Source organism: Pseudomonas sp. 30_B (genome assembly GCF_017491605.1).
Classification (GTDB): domain Bacteria; phylum Pseudomonadota; class Gammaproteobacteria; order Pseudomonadales; family Pseudomonadaceae; genus Pseudomonas.
On record NZ_JAFGYY010000034.1, the window covers coordinates 1 to 16,233 of the forward strand.

At 66.5% G+C, this 16,233-nt stretch carries 13 protein-coding genes; 5 read left to right on the forward strand and 8 right to left on the reverse strand.

Annotated features, from left to right (window positions below):
• The first annotated feature begins 35 nt into the window (after positions 1–35).
• Both creD and J5M67_RS25035 read left to right on the forward strand, forming a co-directional pair.
• A complete protein-coding gene (gene creD, locus J5M67_RS25030) occupies positions 36–1,481 on the forward strand; it encodes a cell envelope integrity protein CreD (protein ID WP_207888123.1) in 1,446 nt (481 codons plus the stop codon).
• Positions 1,482–1,492: 11 nt separating this feature from the next.
• Complete coding sequence (locus J5M67_RS25035) at positions 1,493–1,792, forward strand: hypothetical protein (RefSeq protein WP_207888124.1); 300 nt, start codon at positions 1,493–1,495, stop codon at positions 1,790–1,792.
• 272 nt (positions 1,793–2,064) lie between these two features.
• Here the strand turns inward: J5M67_RS25035 and J5M67_RS25040 are convergent, their stop codons facing one another.
• Positions 2,065–2,688: a glutathione S-transferase gene (locus J5M67_RS25040; RefSeq protein ID WP_207888125.1), complete on the reverse strand. Its 624-nt coding sequence runs from the start codon at positions 2,686–2,688 to the stop codon at positions 2,065–2,067.
• A 16-nt stretch (positions 2,689–2,704) separates the two neighbouring features.
• Entirely contained in the window at positions 2,705–3,664 is a 960-nt protein-coding gene (locus tag J5M67_RS25045) for a lyase (RefSeq protein WP_207888126.1), read from the reverse strand.
• A gap of 80 nt (positions 3,665–3,744) precedes the next feature.
• Between J5M67_RS25045 and J5M67_RS25050 the strand changes: the two genes are divergently transcribed.
• On the forward strand, positions 3,745–4,602 hold the full coding sequence (locus J5M67_RS25050) for a protein phosphatase 2C domain-containing protein (protein ID WP_207888127.1): 858 nt from the start codon (positions 3,745–3,747) through the stop codon (positions 4,600–4,602).
• Between the two features lie 235 nt (positions 4,603–4,837).
• Here J5M67_RS25050 and J5M67_RS25055 read toward each other — a convergent pair whose 3' ends face one another.
• From J5M67_RS25055 to J5M67_RS25065, 3 genes are all read right to left on the reverse strand, one after another.
• Complete coding sequence (locus J5M67_RS25055) at positions 4,838–7,234, reverse strand: TonB-dependent siderophore receptor (protein ID WP_207888128.1); 2,397 nt, start codon at positions 7,232–7,234, stop codon at positions 4,838–4,840.
• Positions 7,235–7,477: 243 nt separating this feature from the next.
• A complete protein-coding gene (locus J5M67_RS25060; RefSeq protein ID WP_207888129.1) occupies positions 7,478–8,440 on the reverse strand; it encodes a FecR family protein in 963 nt (320 codons plus the stop codon).
• Positions 8,437–8,955, reverse strand: a complete 519-nt coding sequence (locus J5M67_RS25065) for an RNA polymerase sigma factor (RefSeq protein WP_207888130.1) — start codon at positions 8,953–8,955, stop codon at positions 8,437–8,439. The genes J5M67_RS25060 and J5M67_RS25065 overlap by 4 nt, the downstream gene beginning before the upstream one ends.
• A 173-nt stretch (positions 8,956–9,128) precedes the next feature.
• Between J5M67_RS25065 and J5M67_RS25070 the strand changes: the two genes are divergently transcribed.
• Positions 9,129–9,881 (forward strand): glutathione S-transferase family protein, encoded by a 753-nt coding sequence (locus J5M67_RS25070; RefSeq protein ID WP_207888131.1) that lies wholly within the window; start codon positions 9,129–9,131, stop codon positions 9,879–9,881.
• On the opposite strand, the gene J5M67_RS25075 is transcribed toward J5M67_RS25070, so the two are convergent.
• On the reverse strand, positions 9,882–10,757 hold the full coding sequence (locus tag J5M67_RS25075; protein WP_207888132.1) for a LysR family transcriptional regulator: 876 nt from the start codon (positions 10,755–10,757) through the stop codon (positions 9,882–9,884).
• Between the two features lie 97 nt (positions 10,758–10,854).
• Between J5M67_RS25075 and pcaD the strand changes: the two genes are divergently transcribed.
• The gene (gene pcaD / locus J5M67_RS25080; RefSeq protein ID WP_207888133.1) at positions 10,855–11,652 is read left to right on the forward strand and encodes a 3-oxoadipate enol-lactonase; all 798 of its coding nucleotides are present in this window, start codon (positions 10,855–10,857) and stop codon (positions 11,650–11,652) included.
• A gap of 43 nt (positions 11,653–11,695) precedes the next feature.
• Here pcaD and J5M67_RS25085 read toward each other — a convergent pair whose 3' ends face one another.
• Positions 11,696–13,225: an NCS1 family nucleobase:cation symporter-1 gene (locus J5M67_RS25085; protein WP_207888134.1), complete on the reverse strand. Its 1,530-nt coding sequence runs from the start codon at positions 13,223–13,225 to the stop codon at positions 11,696–11,698.
• Between the two features lie 557 nt (positions 13,226–13,782).
• Positions 13,783–15,960 carry a malate synthase G gene (locus J5M67_RS25090; RefSeq protein ID WP_207888135.1) on the reverse strand — a complete coding sequence of 726 codons (2,178 nt, stop codon included), beginning with the start codon at positions 15,958–15,960 and terminating at the stop codon, positions 13,783–13,785.
• Positions 15,961–16,233: the final 273 nt, after the last annotated feature.

Sequence of the window (16,233 nt, forward strand, 5' to 3'; positions counted from 1 at the left end):
GCTCTCCCCGTCATTCCTCCACGGAGAGCCCTCCCATGAATCGCCAACTCGGCATCAAGCTCGGCGCCATCGCCCTGCTGATCGTCCTCCTGCTGATCCCCCTGCTGATGATCGACGGCCTGGTCGACGAGCGTCAGAACTACCGCGACGAGGTCCTGCAGGACATCGCCCGCAGCGCCAGTTACAGCCAGCAGCTCACCGGCCCGCTGGTGATCGTGCCCTACAGCCGCACCGTGCGTGCCTGGCGCCTCGACAAGGCCAGCCAGCAGCGCGTGCTGCAGGAGCGCGAGGTGCGCGGTCGCCTGTATTTCCTGCCGGAAACCTTCCTGCTCGACGGACAGATGCGCACCGAGCTGCGCCATCGCGGCATCTATGAGGCGCGCCTGTACCACGCCGAGAGCAAGGTCAGCGGCAGCTTCGTGCTGCCGGCCAACTACGGCATCGGCAGTGACCTGGACAGCTATCGCTTCGATGCGCCGCTGCTGGCGGTGGGCATCAGCGACGTGCGTGGCATCGAGAATGCGCCGAAGCTGAAGGTGGGCGACGAGCTGCGCGACTTCCAGCCCGGCACCCAGAGCCAGTTCCTCGGCAATGGAGTGCATGCGGTGCTGCCGTTCAAGGCCAGCGACCGCGAGCAGCGTTTCGACTACGCCTTCGACCTGTCGCTGCTGGGCAGCAGCCGACTGGACATTACCCCGGTCGGCCGCGACAGCCAGGTCAACCTGGTCTCGGACTGGCCGCACCCCAGCTTCGGCGGCGAGTTCCTGCCCACCGAACGCAGCGTCAGCGACCAGGGCTTCAGCGCGCGCTGGCGCACCAGCTTCTTCGCCACCAACCTGGAAGACCAGCTGCGGGGCTGCACCGCGCCGGCCCAGGCCGATGCCGCCCGCGCCGTGACGGCGGAAGACCCGGATGCCGTGCGCGCCGCGCCCGCCCTGTGCAACGAGTTCGGCAATCACCGCTTCGGCGTGGCGCTGGTGGACCCGGTGGATCAGTACCTGAAGACCGATCGCGCGGTGAAGTATGCCTTGCTGTTCATCGTCCTGACCTTCGCCGGCTTCTTCCTCTTCGAGGTGCTCAAGCGCCTGGCCGTGCACCCGGTGCAGTACGCCCTAGTGGGCATGGCGCTGGCGCTGTTCTACCTGCTGTTGTTGTCGCTCTCAGAGCATCTGGGCTTCGAGCGGGCCTACCTGATTTCCGCCAGCGCCTGCGTCGGCCTGATCGGCTTCTACCTCTGCCACGTACTCCACAGCCTCTGGCGCGGAGCCGGTTTCAGCGCCGGGCTCGCCGGGCTTTACGGGATGCTCTACGCACTGCTCAGCGCCGAGGATTACGCGCTGCTGATGGGTTCGCTGCTGCTGTTCGGCGTGCTCGGCGGGGTGATGGTGCTGACTCGCCGGCTGGACTGGTACGGCATCGGCAAACCGGCCCGCGACGACGAGTTGTCCTTTTCCCTGAACGACGTGCGCGTCGAGCGCTGAGGAGCATGGCCATGCCGAATCTGCTGCGTTTTTCCCTGTGCCTGCTGGCGGGGCTGATGCTTGCCGGCCTGTGTCTGCCGGTGCTGATGCTGATCGGCCGCTTCGACTGGATTGCATTGTTGATCGCTACCGGCAAGCCGCTTGCGCATCTCGCGCTGCTGTTGCCGGGCGGACTGTGGGAGCAGCTCAGCGGGGTGGAGGACGCCGCGCACAATCCCCATGTGCGCTCCTTCCTCGAATTGTGCGTGGGCGTTGGCCAGATGGGGTTGCTGCTGGCGCTGCCGCTCTATCGGCTGGGGAGAAAACCATGAGTGCCTGGTGTGGGTTGCGCGAGGAGCGCGATGCAGGGGGCCGGTTGGCGCGGCGGATTGCCGGGTTGTTCGGGCAGGTGATGGGATTGCGGGTGGTGCGTGATGAGCGATTTCAGCGTGGAGTGGTGCGTCGGGCGAAGGCAACTCGTAGCTTCTGGCGCGGGGCCTTCCCCCTCACCCCAACCCTCTCCCAGGGGGAGAGGGGGCTGGGCGGTGCCGGCTGGCGGGTGTGGAGTTCGCCGGTTCGCTCCGGTGAGATTGTGTGAGTGCTATCAAGCCGGCTCGGTGGCCTTCAGCGACGGCCGCTGGCTGACCTCGGCGAACCACTTCGCCAGCTGCGGGAACTCGGCGCGCCAGTCCCAGTGCGGCTGGCGGAAGTCCAGGTAACCCAGGGCGCAGGCCACGCCGATGGCGGCGACGTCGAAGCGCTCGGCCAGCTCGGCATGGGCCGGGCCATCGAAGTAGGCGAGGGTGCGGACGATCTTCAGCTGCTGGTTGTCGAGCCAGGTGTCCCAGTGCTTTTCCGGCGGACGCATGGCGGTCTCGTAGCGGATCAGCACGGCGGCATCCAGCACCGCGTCGGCCAGCGAGGCCAGGGTCAGGCGCCGCCAGCGCGCCGGGCCTTCGCGCGGGATCAGCGGTTCGCCGGCGTGCTGCTGGTCGAGGTATTCGAGGATCACCCGGCTGTCGTGCAGGGGCTGGCCGTCGGGAAGGTGCAGGGCGGGAATCTTGCCGGCGGGGTTGTCCCGCACCACGCCGGCGTCCGGCGCGATGGGGGTGTGGACGGCGGCTTGGAGTTCGACCCGGTCGAGCTGGCCGGTCTCGTGCAGCAGGACCATGACCTTGCGCACGAAGGGCGAGGCGGCGGCGTGGAACAGGATGGGACGGACGCTCATGGGTTCTCCTCGGCGTTCATTCGTGGATGACCACCAGGCGGTCGGTGCCGGATTCGGCACCCCAGACCTCGCCCGGTCGGCCCAGCAACTGGCGCACGTTGGCGTGCTCGCGGTCGCTCGGATAAGTGGTGAAGCGTTCGCTCTGCGGATCGAAGCGCAGGATCGCGTTGCTGGCGAAGTCGCTCAGCCAGACCTGGTCCATGGCGTCGACATAGAGGGCGTAGGGTTGCGGATGATCGCCCGGCAGCTTCCAGGTTTTCCACTGGTTGTTGTCCGGATCGAAGCGCGCCAGCTGACCGGCGCTCCACTGGCTGATCCACAGCCGCCCGACCGAGTCGGACCACAGCCGGCGCGGGCCGCTGCCGGCGCTGGGCGTATCGATGCGGGTGACCTTGTCGCCGACCGGGTCGATGTGGCCGAGGTAGTCGCCGGCCAGTGAGGCGTACCAGAGCTCGCCGTCGGGCGTCACGGCGATGCCGTACGGCCCCTTGCCCTTGGGCGCCGACCAGACCTTGAGTTCGCGGGTCGTGGGGTCGAGGCGGCCGTAGAAACCGTTCTGGCCGGTGAACCACAGGATGCCATCGTCATCGAATACACCGGTATTGAGGTTGGCCTTGGCCGCCTCCCTGGGCAGCGGAATGACCTCCACGCCCAGGCGCTCGCGGTCGACGTGGACGATGGCATTGAGCCCGCCGTCGGTGATCCAGGCGTCGCCATCGGGTCCGGCGACTACGCCGTGGGGCGCGGAGTTCTTGCCGAGGTCGACCTGCTCGCTGGCGCCGGTCTGCGGGTCGAGTCGGCCGAGTGCATGCGCGTGCTGCGCGGTGTACCAGACCTTGCCGTCGTCCGTGGGGGCGACATCGTGCGGGCCGGAGCCCTTGGGCAGGTCGAAGTACCTCACGCTGGCGGCCTCGGCGCCGCTGGCGAGCAGCAGGCCGGTGAGCAGCAAGGGCAGGGCGCGCAGGGTGGTGGACATGGGGCTCTCCTTGGCGGGTCCGGAATTGGCTGAGACTGTACGCCGAGCCTGGCGTTCAGCGATATGCAGGAGTGAAGCGCGTGACAACGATACAACTACTGGGGGCGGCGTGCCGCCAGGGTTCGCCGGTCAATGATGACGCCATCGGTTATACCGAGAGGGCGGCCTGGGTGCTCGACGGTGCCACCAGTCTGGGGCCGGGTCTGGTGGATGCGCAGAGCGACGCGCGCTGGCTGGCGCAATGTGCCAACGGCCATCTGCAACGCCTGCTGGAAGCGCAGCCGGGGTTGCCGACCGAGGATTTATTGCGGGCGCTGCAGCAGGGCATCGCCGCGGACTTCCGCCGTGACGCGGGCGTTGCCGCCACGCCGGAGCTGGACCTGCCCACGGCCTGCCTGAGCCTGCTGCGGGTACTGGACGACGGCGCGCTGGAACTGCTCAACCTGTGCGACAGCCGCATCCACCTGGCCTGGGACGATGGCCGTGTGGAGAGCTTCGGCGATACGCCGCTGGAGGCGCTGGACCGGCAATCGGTGGAGCGCTTGCTGGCGCTGCGCGAGAGGCACCCGGACTGGAGCCATGCGCAGCTGTTCCAGGCCAGCCGCGAATGGGTGCGGCGCAACCGGGCGCTGGCCAACACGGCGCAGGGCTACTGGGTACTCGACCCGACCGAGCGCTGGCTGCCACAGGTGCAGCGGCGGGTGATCGATCCCGTGCGGCTGAAGGCGTTCATGCTGGTCACCGACGGCTTCGACCGCTTGCTGGAGTTCCGCCGCTACGGGCTGGCGGGGCTGTTCGAGGCGCTCCCCGAGCGCGGCGTGGAAGCGCTGATCGACGAGCTGCGGGCAGTGGAGTCGGCTGATGGCCAGGCGCTGGAACATCCACGCCTGAAGATCCATGACGATGCGAGTGTGGTCTGGGGGGAACTGAGGCGCTGAGCGTTGCCCGGCAGCCGGCGGGATGGCGATTGCGTAGGAACAACTGTCTTCTTTCGGGCAAGTCCGTGCCTGTGCTTCCCCTCACCCCAGCCCTCTCCCAATGGGAGAGGGAGCTGTCCGTGCCGGCTGAGAGCGAGATTTCCTCCTGCACCGAACGGTCCCCTCTCCCTTTGGGAGAGGGTTAGGGTGAGGGCAGACCCGCGCTCAGGCGTTTTCCTGTAGGAGCGGACTCTCATCACCACTTGTACGTCAGGCTCGCCACCACCTTGCGCTGGTCGCCGTAGTAGCAGTAATAGCCGTCGCAGGTGGAGAGGTAGTCCTTGTTGAACAGGTTGGTCGCGTTGACCGCCACCGAGGCGCCGTCTAGGCCGCTGGAGAGCTTGCCCAGGTCGTAGTGCAGCGCCGCGTCGTACAGGGTGTAGGAGCCCACGTAGCCGTCGTAGGTGTTGGCCTGGTCGCCGTAGGTATCGCCCACGTAGCGCACGCCGTAGCCGACGCCGAAGCCGTCGAGGGTGCCGGCGTGCCAGGTGTAGTCGGCCCAGAGCGCCGCCTGGTTGCGCGGGATCAGCTGCAGGCGGTTACCGGCGTAGAGGCCCTTCTTCACCTCGGTGTCGGTGTAGCTGTAGCTGCCGACCAGCTTGAGGTTCTCGGTCAGGTTCGAGTTGGCTTCCAGCTCCAGGCCGGTGACCTTCACCTCACCGGTCTGGCTGGTGACGGAGACGCCGCCGACGTTGTCGGTGACGCTCACGTTCTTCTGCCGCAGGTCGTACACGGCGGCGGTGAGCAGGGTGTCGCTGCCCGGCGGCTGGTACTTCACCCCCAGTTCCCACTGCTTGCCTTCGGTGGGTTTGAACGACTCGGTGGCGGAGACGTCGGCGCCGCTGGCCGGCTGGAACGACTCGGCGTACGACAGGTACGGCGCCACGCCGTTGTCGAACAGGTAGCTCAGCGCCGCGTTGCCGCTGAACTGGCTGTCGGACTCGGAGTTGGTGGCGTCGCCCTTGTTGTGGAACCTGGTGCCGGTGTGCACCCAGTCCTGGCGACCGCCCAGGGTCAGGCGCCAGTTGTCCAGGGCGATCTGGTCCTGCACGTAGGCGCCGGTCTGGAAGATGTCCTGGTCATAGTCGTAGTACGCATCCGAGCGCGGCGGGCGGACGATGGGCTGGCCGTAGATCGGGTCGTTCACGTTGGTCGGCGGCACGTTGTAGCCGTAGATCGCCAGGTAGCTGGTATCGCTGCGGTTGTGGTCCAGGCCCAGCAGCACGGTGTGCCCGAGCGCGCCGGTCTGGAAGTCGGCCTGGAAATTGTTGTCCACCACGAACTGGGTGACGTCCTCGTCCACCGAGGTGCTGACGCGACTGAGGGTGCCGTCGTCGCTCACGGTGTCCAGGTAGCCGCCGGGGGTGAGGGCGTCGAAGGTCAGGTCGTTCTTCATGTAGCGCAGGTTCTGGCGGAACTGCCAGACATCATTCAGGCGATGCTCGAAGCTGTAGCCCAGCCACCAGGTGGTGCGGTCGTAGTTTTCCCAGTCCGGGTCGCCCAGATTCTTGTGGTGCGAAATGTCGCCGAAGGGGGCGTCGTACTTGGTGCCCTTGAGCGGCAGGAACTGGGTGGTGATGCCGGTATCGTCGCGGGTGAACTGGCTGAGGAAGGTCAGCTTGGTGTCGTCGTCCGCATTCCAGGTCAGGCTCGGCGCGAGGTTGTAGCGCTTGTCCGGGATGTGGTCGATCTGCGTGTTGCTGTCGCGCGCCACGCCGCTGACGCGGTAGAGCAGGCGGCCTTCGTCATCCAGCGGGCCGGTGCTGTCGAAATTGATCTGCTTGTGGTTGTAGTTGCCGCCCTGCAGCTGGACGGTGCTGGCCTGCTCCTCTTGTGGACGCAGGCTGGTCATGTCCAGCAGGCCGCCGGGCGGCGTCTGGCCGTAGACCGAGGACGCCGGGCCGCGCAGCGCGGCGACGCGCTCCAGGTCCCAGGTTTCCAGCTTCGGATTGGCGTAGATGCCGGTGGCCATCGGCAGGCCGTCGAGGAACTGGGTCGGCTCGAAGCCACGGATGCGCAGCCAGTCGGAACGGGTATCGCTGCCGAAGCTGCTGGCGACGGTGCCGGGCATGTAGCGCACGGCGTCGTCGATGTTCTGCACCGCGCGGTCCTGCATCTGCTCGCGGGTGACCACGGAGATCGACTTGGGGGTTTCCAGGATCGGCGTATCGGTCTTGGTGCCGATGCGCGAGCGGGTGGCGACGTAGCCGACCGCCGGGCCGTCCGGGTCTTCCTGGGCGGCGCTGATGGTGGTGGCGGACATCGACAGGGTGTCGCTCGGCTCCGGGCGCAGGCTGTAGCTGCCCGAGGCGCTTTCCACCAACTCCAGCCCGGTGCCCTGCAGCGCCTGGCGCAGTGCGCCGACGGTGTCGAAGCGACCTTGTACGGCATGGGCATTGCGGCCCTGGGCGAGCGCCGGGTCCAGGCTCAGGCTCAGCCCGCCTTCGGCGGCAATACGATTGAGCGTGCTGGACAGCGGACCGGCCGGCAGCTGGTAGTCGCGCTGGGCGTCGGCGGCAAAGGCGGGGGAGCCCAGCAGTATGGCTGTGGCCAGCAGGCAGGGGCGGAGCGAAAGGTCGAACGGGCGGCGCATGGACAACGACTCCTGAAAAAACGTTCTCGATGCCTCCTTGCCGAACGAGATTGGAAAAGTGATAGGGCCGGGTGTAAAAAAATTTTGAGCCCGCATTGGGGCCCGGTGTGTCGTAGGAGCGGACTCCGTCCGCGATAGGTCCGCATCGCGCCGGATACCATCGCGGACGAAGTCCGCTCCTACCCGAAATGTTGCGCGGGAGCGTGCCCTCTCTTCGGGATTCCCATGAAAACGCGGGTCACCTCAGCGGCGCGGCGCCACCCGCGACCACCAGGGCCCATGCCGCTCGATCCTCACCGGCAGGCTCGGTTCCAGCGAGCTGAGCGCCAGGTCGATGTTCTTCAGGGGGAAGCTGCCGGTGATGCGCAGGTCCGCGACCGCCGGATCGACGCCCAGGTAACCGGGGCTGTAGCGCGCCAGCTGGTCGACCAGATCGCCCAGGCGCACGTTGTCCACCACCAGCATGCCGTGGGTCCAGGCGTCGGCGGTGGCGCTGTTGGCCTCCACCGGGCCGAGGCCGTCGGGCCGCACACGCACGTGCTGGCCCTGGGCGATGACCTTCTCTTCCGTGCGCTGCTCAGGACGGGCGGCGACCGCCGATTGCAGCACGCTGAGCAGAGTGCCGTCGTTGCCGTCGCGCTCCACCAGGAAGCGCGTACCGAGGGCGCGCAGGCGGCCGTCGCGGGTCTCGACGATGAAGGGCCGGCTGTCGCCGTGGGCGGTTTCCACCATGATCTCGCCGGAGAGCAGGACGATGCGCCGCTCTCCGGCGTCGAAGCGTACGTCCACGGCGGTGCGGCTGTTGAGCTTGAGCAGGGTATTGTCGGGCAGACGCAGCTCGCGCTGTTCGCCGGTGCCGGTGAGCAGGTCGGAGAAGGCGTACTGCACAGGCAGATAGCGGTTGCCCACGCCGAGGGCCAGCGCGCCGACCAACAGCAGCGACAGGCCGCTGCCCGCGAGCCGGCGAACCTTCTGCCGCGCTTCCCGCGGCGAGCGCAGCAGGGCATTGCGTGCCGCCTTGGGCGCGGCGCCGGCGAGGCTGCGGTCGAGCATCCCCAGCTGGCTCCAGGCCCGTGCGTGTTCGCTGTGCTCGGCATGCCAACGGCTGAAGGCCGCCTCGTCATCCGGGCGCGTCTCGCCGGAGCCCAGGCGTAACTGCCAACTGATGGCCTCGTCGAGCACGCGCAGGGAAACCGGACCCTTCACGTCGGCGCTCCGTACAGTGCGATGTAGCACTGGCGCAGGCCCTGGGCGATGTACTGGCGCACGCGCGGCACGGAGACGCCGAGCTGTTCGGCGATCTCGGCATGGCCCAGGCCGTCTAGGCGGTTGAGCAGGAAGGCGCTGCGCGCGCGGGTGGACAGGCAGCCCAGCAGGCGGTCGATCTCGCGCAGGTCGGCGAGGATCAGGCAGTGCTCTTCCGCCGAAGGCTGCACGGCTTCGGGCAGGCGCTGCAGTTCTTCCAGGTAGGCCTGCTCCAGTGCCACGCGGCGCCAGTGATCCACCAGCAGGCCCTTGGCGACGGTCACCAGGAAGGCGCGGGGCTCGCGCAGCGACGGCAGCTCGCGGCGGCCGAGCACACGGACGAAGGTGTCCTGGCTCAGGTCTTCGGCTCGCTGCACGCAGCCCAGGCTGCGGTTGAGCCAGGCGGTCAGCCAGTCGCGATGATCGCGGTACAGCGCGCCCACGCGTTCGCCATTGCCCATCTGGATGGCTGACACCCGTTGCTCCCCCATTTCCCAGGTTGGGAATTAATTCAATAACGAGAACTATTCGCAAATGATCGCAGACTGCCGCCAGCGCTGCAATCACGCCTGTCGGCTTTTGTCGGCCGATCGCCAGCAAATCGACGGCGTTCTACAATCGATCCCCTGTCTTTCACCGGATCACCGTCATGCGCGAACCCTTGCTGATCATTGGCTCCTACCTCTCGCCCTACGTGCGCAAGGCGCTGGTCATGCTTGAACTCAAGGGCGTGGACTACCGCGTCGACTCCGTCGTGCCCTTCTACGGCAACGATGAATTCGAGCGCCTGAGCCCGCTGCGCCAGGTGCCGGTGCTGGTGGACGGTGAGCTGGTGCTCAACGATTCCTCGGTGATCTGCCAGTACCTGGAGGAGCGTTATCCACAGCCCGCGCTCTACCCGGCGGATATCGCCGACCGCGCCCGCGCGCGCTGGATCGAGGAGTTCGCCGACGCCCGCATGGGCCAGGTGGTGATCTGGCAGTTGTTCGACCAACTGGTGATCGGACGTGGCGTGTGGGGCCGCGAGCCGGACGCGGCGCTGCTGGAGAAGACCTACCAGCACGATCTGCCGGCGGTGTTCGATTACCTGGAAGCGCAGTTGCCGGAAAGCGGCTGGCTGTTTGGTGAGCTGTCTATCGCCGACATCAGCGTCGCCTGCTTCATGCGCAATGCGCAGTTCGCCCGCTACGAACTGGACGCCCAGCGTTGGCCGAAGCTGGCGGCGATGCTGGAAGCGGCATTCGCATTGCCGGCGTTCCAGAAACTCCACCAGTTCGAGCGCGCCATCGCCCGCACGCCGATCCTCCAGCAGCGCGAGGCGCTGCTGGCCGCCGGTGCGCCGGTCAGCGCGGTCAGCCACATGCGCGAGCAGCCGGTGCGCGGGCCGATGAGCCGCAGCTGATCAGGCGTCCCGCAGGAACTGCCAGAGCCGCTGCGCCACGGGGCCGTGGGTACGGTCGCGGCGGCGCGCGGCGACCAGCTCCTCGCGGCGGCCCGGCAGGTGCGCGCCGCTGAGGTCGCGCAGGCGGCCGTCCGCCAGTTCCTGCTCGATCAGATGACGGGGCAGGTGGCCCCAGGCCAGGCCATGCAGCACCAGTTCCTTCTTCATCGCCTGGTCCGGCACCGTGCATTGCGGCGCGCCATCGAGGGTGAAGTAGTCCACCGGTGGCGAGTGCCGGGCGCTGTCGCGCATCACGCATTGGGTAAGCGGGCGCAGGTGCTCGGGGTGGATGTCCTGGGTGTCCGGCAGAAGCGCCGGGGCGATCACCGGGATGAAATCGACCTCGCCCAGGTCGATCCATTCCAGGCGTGGGTCGGCCTTGTCCACGCGGTGCAGGATCAGGTCGGCCTCGTCATCCAGCAACCGCTCCAATGGGCCGCTGACGCTTTCGAAATACAGTTGCAGGCGTGTCTGCGCTTCCCCGGCGAAGAATCGTGCGAGTGTTTCCAGTAACGCCGGGCGCGGGCAGAAATCGCCGAGGACCACGCGCAATTCGCTTTCTTCTCCGGCCGCCAGGTGTGCGGCGTGGTCACGCAGGTTGCCCAGCTCGCGGAGCAGGCCCTGGGCGCGGCGGTGGAAGGATTCGCCGGCGGCGGTCAGGCCGACGCGGTAACCGCTGCGGTCGAGCAATGCGAAGCCCAGTTGCCGCTCCAGCCGGGCGACGGCGGCGAAGATCGCCGGGTGCGAACGGTGCAGTTGCTGCGCTGCGGCCTGGAAGCCGCCGGCCTCGACGACCGCAGCGAAACATTGCAGGTCGTGCAGGGTGAAGTCGTGCATGTCAGCTTTCCTGACAAAGTAATTAATATCTTTGTAATTTCTTCGGAATCCCCCCGCAACTAACTTCGTCTCCACATTCACTCGAGGAGACGCTCCCATGAGCTCGCTGCACTATCTGACCACCCGCGACAACGCCCGCATCGCCTACCGCCTCGATGGCGCCGCCGAGCGGCCGCTGCTGGTGCTGTCCAATTCCATCGGCACCGACCTGCACATGTGGGACGGGCAGATCGCTGCACTGACCGAGCACTTCCGGGTGCTGCGCTACGACGCTCGCGGCCACGGCGCATCCAGCGTACCGCCGGGGCCTTATTCGCTGGCGCGGCTGGGCGAGGATGTGATCGAGCTGCTGGATTCGCTGGGTGTGCAGCGCGCGCACTTCCTCGGCCTCTCCCTCGGTGGCTTCGTGGGGCAGTGGCTGGCGCTGAATGCGCCAAAGCGTATCGAGCGGCTGGTGCTGGCGAATACCTCTGCATGGCTTGGGCCGCAGGACCAGTGGGATGCGCGTATCGCCGAGGTACTGGAAGCCGAAAGCCTGCAGGGCACCACTGCGACTTTCCTCGCCAACTGGTTCCCGGCGTCCTGGCTGGAGCCATTGCGCCCAGAGGTTGAGCCGTTTCGCGCCACCCTGCTGGCGACCAACCGGCACGGGCTGGCCGGTTCCTTCGCCGCCGTGCAGGAAACCGATCTGCGCAGCGCGTTGCGGGATGTCCGCCTGCCCACGCTGGTGATCGCCGGGCAGTTCGACACCGTTACTGCCGCCAGCCACAGCGAGCTGATCGCCGAAGCGATTCCCGGCGCGCGCCTGTTCACGCTGCCGGCGGTGCACCTGTCGAACATCGAGTTTCCCCGCGAGTTCGAGGGCGCGGTGCTGGATTTCCTGCTGGCGCCCTGAACGAAAAAGGCCGCCCGCAGGCGGCCTCTGTCTTGTCGGCAGATCAGTGGTGCGCCGCATCCACCGCGATGGGCTCACCGGAAACGTCCGCATAGCCGCGCTTGCGGTCGGCCAGGGCATAGTGGATCAGCGCGCCCAGGCCGGCGCCGAAGAACCAGGAGAACTGCGACAGCGCATCGAATGCCGGCACCAGCGCCAGCACGATGGCGATCAGCGCGGCCGGAATGAACGCCGCCACGGCGCGCAGGTTAACCCCGCCCCGGTAGTGGTAGGCCGCCTCGCGGCTCTCGCTGTACAGCTCCGGCAGGTTCACCCGGCCACGGCGCACCAGGTAGTAGTCGGTGACGATGATCCCGTACAGCGGGCCGAGCAGGGCGCCCAGGCCGCCGAGGAAATACACGATCACCGCCGGGCTGTTGTACAGGTGCCAGGGCAGGATCAGCACCGAGATGGTGGCGCTGAGCAGGCCGGCGCGACGGAAGTTCAGCAGGTTCGGCGCCAGGTTGGTGAGCACGTACGCCGGGGCGACGAAGTTGGCCATGATGTTCACCGCCACGGTGACGATCAGGAAGGCCAGGCAGGCGAGCACCAGGCCCGCAGTGTTGGGAATGGCGGCGACAATCTCGGTCGGGCCCTGCACCAGCTTGCCGTCGATGCTGAACTGCGCGCCGGCGAGCACCACGGCGATCAGCGCAAAGCCTAGCATGTTCACCGGCAGCCCCCAGAAGTTGCCGACGCTGATGGTGCGGCGGTCCGGGCAGTTACGGGTGAAGTCGCAGAAGTTGAGGATCATGGTGCCGTACAGCGAGACCCACAGCGCGGCGGCGCCGAAGACCTTCAACCACATCGCCGAACCGGTCGGCGCATTGCCGCTGGACCAGGAGATCGACAGGCCGCTGCGCCAGTACATCCAGCCCGCCAGGGAGGCGAAGGCGACCAGGATCACTGGGCCTGCGAAGGATTCGTAGCGGCGCACCATCTCCATGCCATAGGCGAAGATCACCAGCTGCACGCACCAGATGCCGAGGAAGGTGATCCAGCCCAGGGTGGAGAGGCCGAGGATCGAGTCCTGGTCGTAGGGCTTGAGGTCCGGAGCGATGGCGGTGAGCAGCACGCGCAGGACTACCGAGGCGAGGTAGGTCTGGATGCCGAACCAGGCGATGGCGATCACCGCGCGGATCAGCGCCGGCACCTGTGCGCCATGGATGCCGAAGCTGATCCGGCACATGACCGGGTAGGGCAGGCCGGTCTTCTGGCCCATGTAGCCGGACAGGTTCATCAGGCCGTAGATCACCAGCGCGCCGAGGGCGAAGGCGGCGAGGATCTGCGCACCGCTCATGCCGAGGGCGAACAGCCCGATGGCGAAGGAGTAGTTGGCGATGTTGTGCACATCGTTGGTCCACAGCGCGAACAGGCTGTAGCGCCCCCAGCTGCGGCCCTGGGCCTTGGTCGGCGCGAGGTCGGCGCTGTACAGGCGCGGGCTTAGGGTTGGCGCAGCGTCGCTGGTGGGCGCCGCGCTGTCGACAGGTTGGGTGGGGGCAACGCCGGACAGATGAGAGGGGCTGGAATTCATGGGCTGCTCGGTTTTTGTGTGCACGGCTTTTTGGGTTTGTATCCAAAAGCCAAATCCATGCCAGTGTGCGGCGAGCGCTTCCCGGTTCTTCGCTACTCCCGCGCTTTGATCAGCCGAAAGCCCCGATTTGGTGCGGCCTGCAGGGCTGTCTAAATGGGAAGGAATTTATTTTCCAAGATTTATCATTGACTTATAGGTCAGGTTTTGTGGCATGCGCTGAGTGTGTGGATGGGGATTTTGTACACAAAAATTGTGCACAAGCGTTACCTGTGAAATTTTTTGATGGCTGGAAGGCATCGCGGACGGAGTCCGCTCCTACAGGGAAACACGGCCTCGCGTAGGAGCAACTGTCTTGTCCCGGATAATCCGTGCCTGGGCCGTCCCCCTCACCCCAGCCCTCTCCCCCTGGGAGAGGGCTAGGGTGAGGGCAGGCCCGAGTACAGGGCTATCTCGTAGGAGCGGACTTCGTCCGCGATGGGGGGGAGTACGGCACAGCCAATCTGCGCCCATAAAAAAACCGCCCCGAAGGGCGGTTTTCTCATCGCAGCGCGAAGTCCTTACAGGCCGTTCTTGGCCTTGAATTCGCGACGGCGACGGTGCAGGACCGGCTCGGTGTAGCCGTTGGGCTGCTTGGTGCCTTCGAGGACGAGTTCCAGCGCAGCCTGGAAGGCCACGTTGTCATCGAAGTTCGGCGCCATCGGGCGGTACAGCGGGTCGCTGGCGTTCTGCTTGTCCACCACCGCGGCCATGCGCTTGAGACTTTCCAGCACCTGCTCCTGGGTGACCACGCCATGGCGCAGCCAGTTGGCCAGCAGCTGGGCCGAGATACGCAGGGTGGCGCGGTCTTCCATCAGGCCGACGTCATTGATATCCGGCACCTTGGAGCAGCCGACGCCCTGGTCGATCCAGCGGACCACGTAGCCGAGGATGCCCTGGGCGTTGTTGTCCAGCTCGTTCTTGATCTCTTCCGCGCTCCAGTTGGTGTTCTGGGCCAGCGGAATGGTCAGGATGTCGTCCACCGAAGCCGGTGCGCGCTTGGCCAGTTCGGCCTGGCGGGCGTACACGTCGACCTTGTGGTAATGCAGCGCGTGCAGGGTGGCGGCGGTCGGCGACGGAACCCAGGCGGTGTTGGCGCCGGCCAGCGGGTGAGCGATCTTCTGCTCGAGCATGGCGGCCATCAGGTCGGGCATGGCCCACATGCCCTTGCCGATCTGCGCCTTGCCCTGCAGGCCGGTGGCCAGGCCGATGTCGACGTTGCTGTTCTCGTACGCGCCGATCCACTTCTCGGTCTTCATGGCGCCCTTGCGCACCATGGCGCCGGCTTCCATGGAGGTGTGGATTTCGTCACCGGTGCGGTCGAGGAAGCCGGTGTTGATGAACACCACGCGCTCGGCGGCGGCCTTGATGCAGGCCTTCAGGTTGATGGTGGTGCGGCGCTCTTCGTCCATGATGCCGACCTTCATGGTGTTGCGCGGCATGCCCAGCACGTCTTCGACGCGGCTGAAGATCTCGGCGGCGAAGGCCACTTCTTCCGGGCCGTGCATCTTCGGCTTCACCACGTACATCGAGCCGGTGCGGCTGTTCTTGCGGGTGGTGTTGCCCTTGAGGTTGTGCAGCGCGATCAGGCCGGTGAACAGGCCGTCCTGGATGCCTTCGGGGACTTCATTGCCCTGGGCGTCGAGGATCGCCGGGTTGGTCATCAGGTGACCGACGTTGCGCACGAACAGCAGGGAGCGGCCGTGCAGGGTGATCTCGGAACCGTCGGCCTTGGTGTAGACGCGGTCCGGGTTCATGGTCCGGGTGAAGGTGCTGCCGCCCTTGGTCACGGACTCGGCCAGGTCGCCTTTCATCAGGCCCAGCCAGTTGCGGTAGACCACGACCTTGTCGTCGGCGTCGACGGCGGCGACCGAGTCTTCGCAGTCCATGATGGTGGTCAGCGCGGACTCCATCAGCACGTCTTTCACGCCGGCGGCGTCGGTCTGGCCAACCGGGGTGGTCGGGTCGATCTGGATTTCGAAGTGCAGGCCGTTGTGCTTGAGCAGCACGGCCTTCGGCTTGGCGGCGTCGCCCTGGAAGCCGATGAACTGCGCGGCGTTCTTCAGGCCGGTTTCGCTGCCGTTCTTCAGGGTCACGACCAGCGCGCCGTTCTTCACCGTGTAGGCGGCGGCGTCGACGTGGGAGCCGGATTCCAGCGCGGCGGCTTCATCGAGGAAGGCGCGGGCGAAGGCGATCACCTTGTCGCCACGGACCTTGTTGTAGCCCTTGCCCTTCTCGGCGCCGTTCTCTTCGCTGATCACGTCGGTGCCGTACAGTGCGTCGTACAGCGAGCCCCAGCGGGCGTTCGAGGCGTTCAGGGCGAAACGCGCGTTCATCACCGGCACCACCAGCTGCGGGCCGGCCATGCGGGCGATTTCTTCGTCGACATTCTGGGTGCTGGCCTGGAAGTCAGCCGCTTCCGGCAGCAGGTAACCGATTTCCTGCAGGAAGGCCTTGTAGGCGACCGCATCGTGCGGCTGACCGGCGCGGGCCTGGTGCCAGCCATCGATCTTCGCCTGGAGGTCGTCGCGCTTGGCGAGCAGGGCTTTGTTCTTGGGTGCCAGATCATTGATCACGGCTTCCACACCTGCCCAGAACTTGCCGGCGTCGACGCCGGTGCCGGGAATGGCTTCGTTGTTTACGAAGTCGAACAGGACTTTGGCGACCTGCAGGCCACCGACTTGAACGCGTTCAGTCATTGCTTGCCTCACTCTGCTCAGGACCAGCTCAGGACACAGGCAAAACGCCTTGTAGTCCGAGCCGCGGAATACTACATGATGCCATGGGAAAAATCAGTGGGCTTGCGTCGCGGTTAGACCAAAGTACGCATCTCAGTCACGTAGCAGGTAATATGTTCGCAAAGTTTCCATGGGTTGTTCCAGATAAATCTTAAAACTGTATACGAATGGCGTGCCAAGGTACCTGTGGCACCCCGTCGCAGCCAGCTCCACGTGCCCTGCCTATACTGGTTT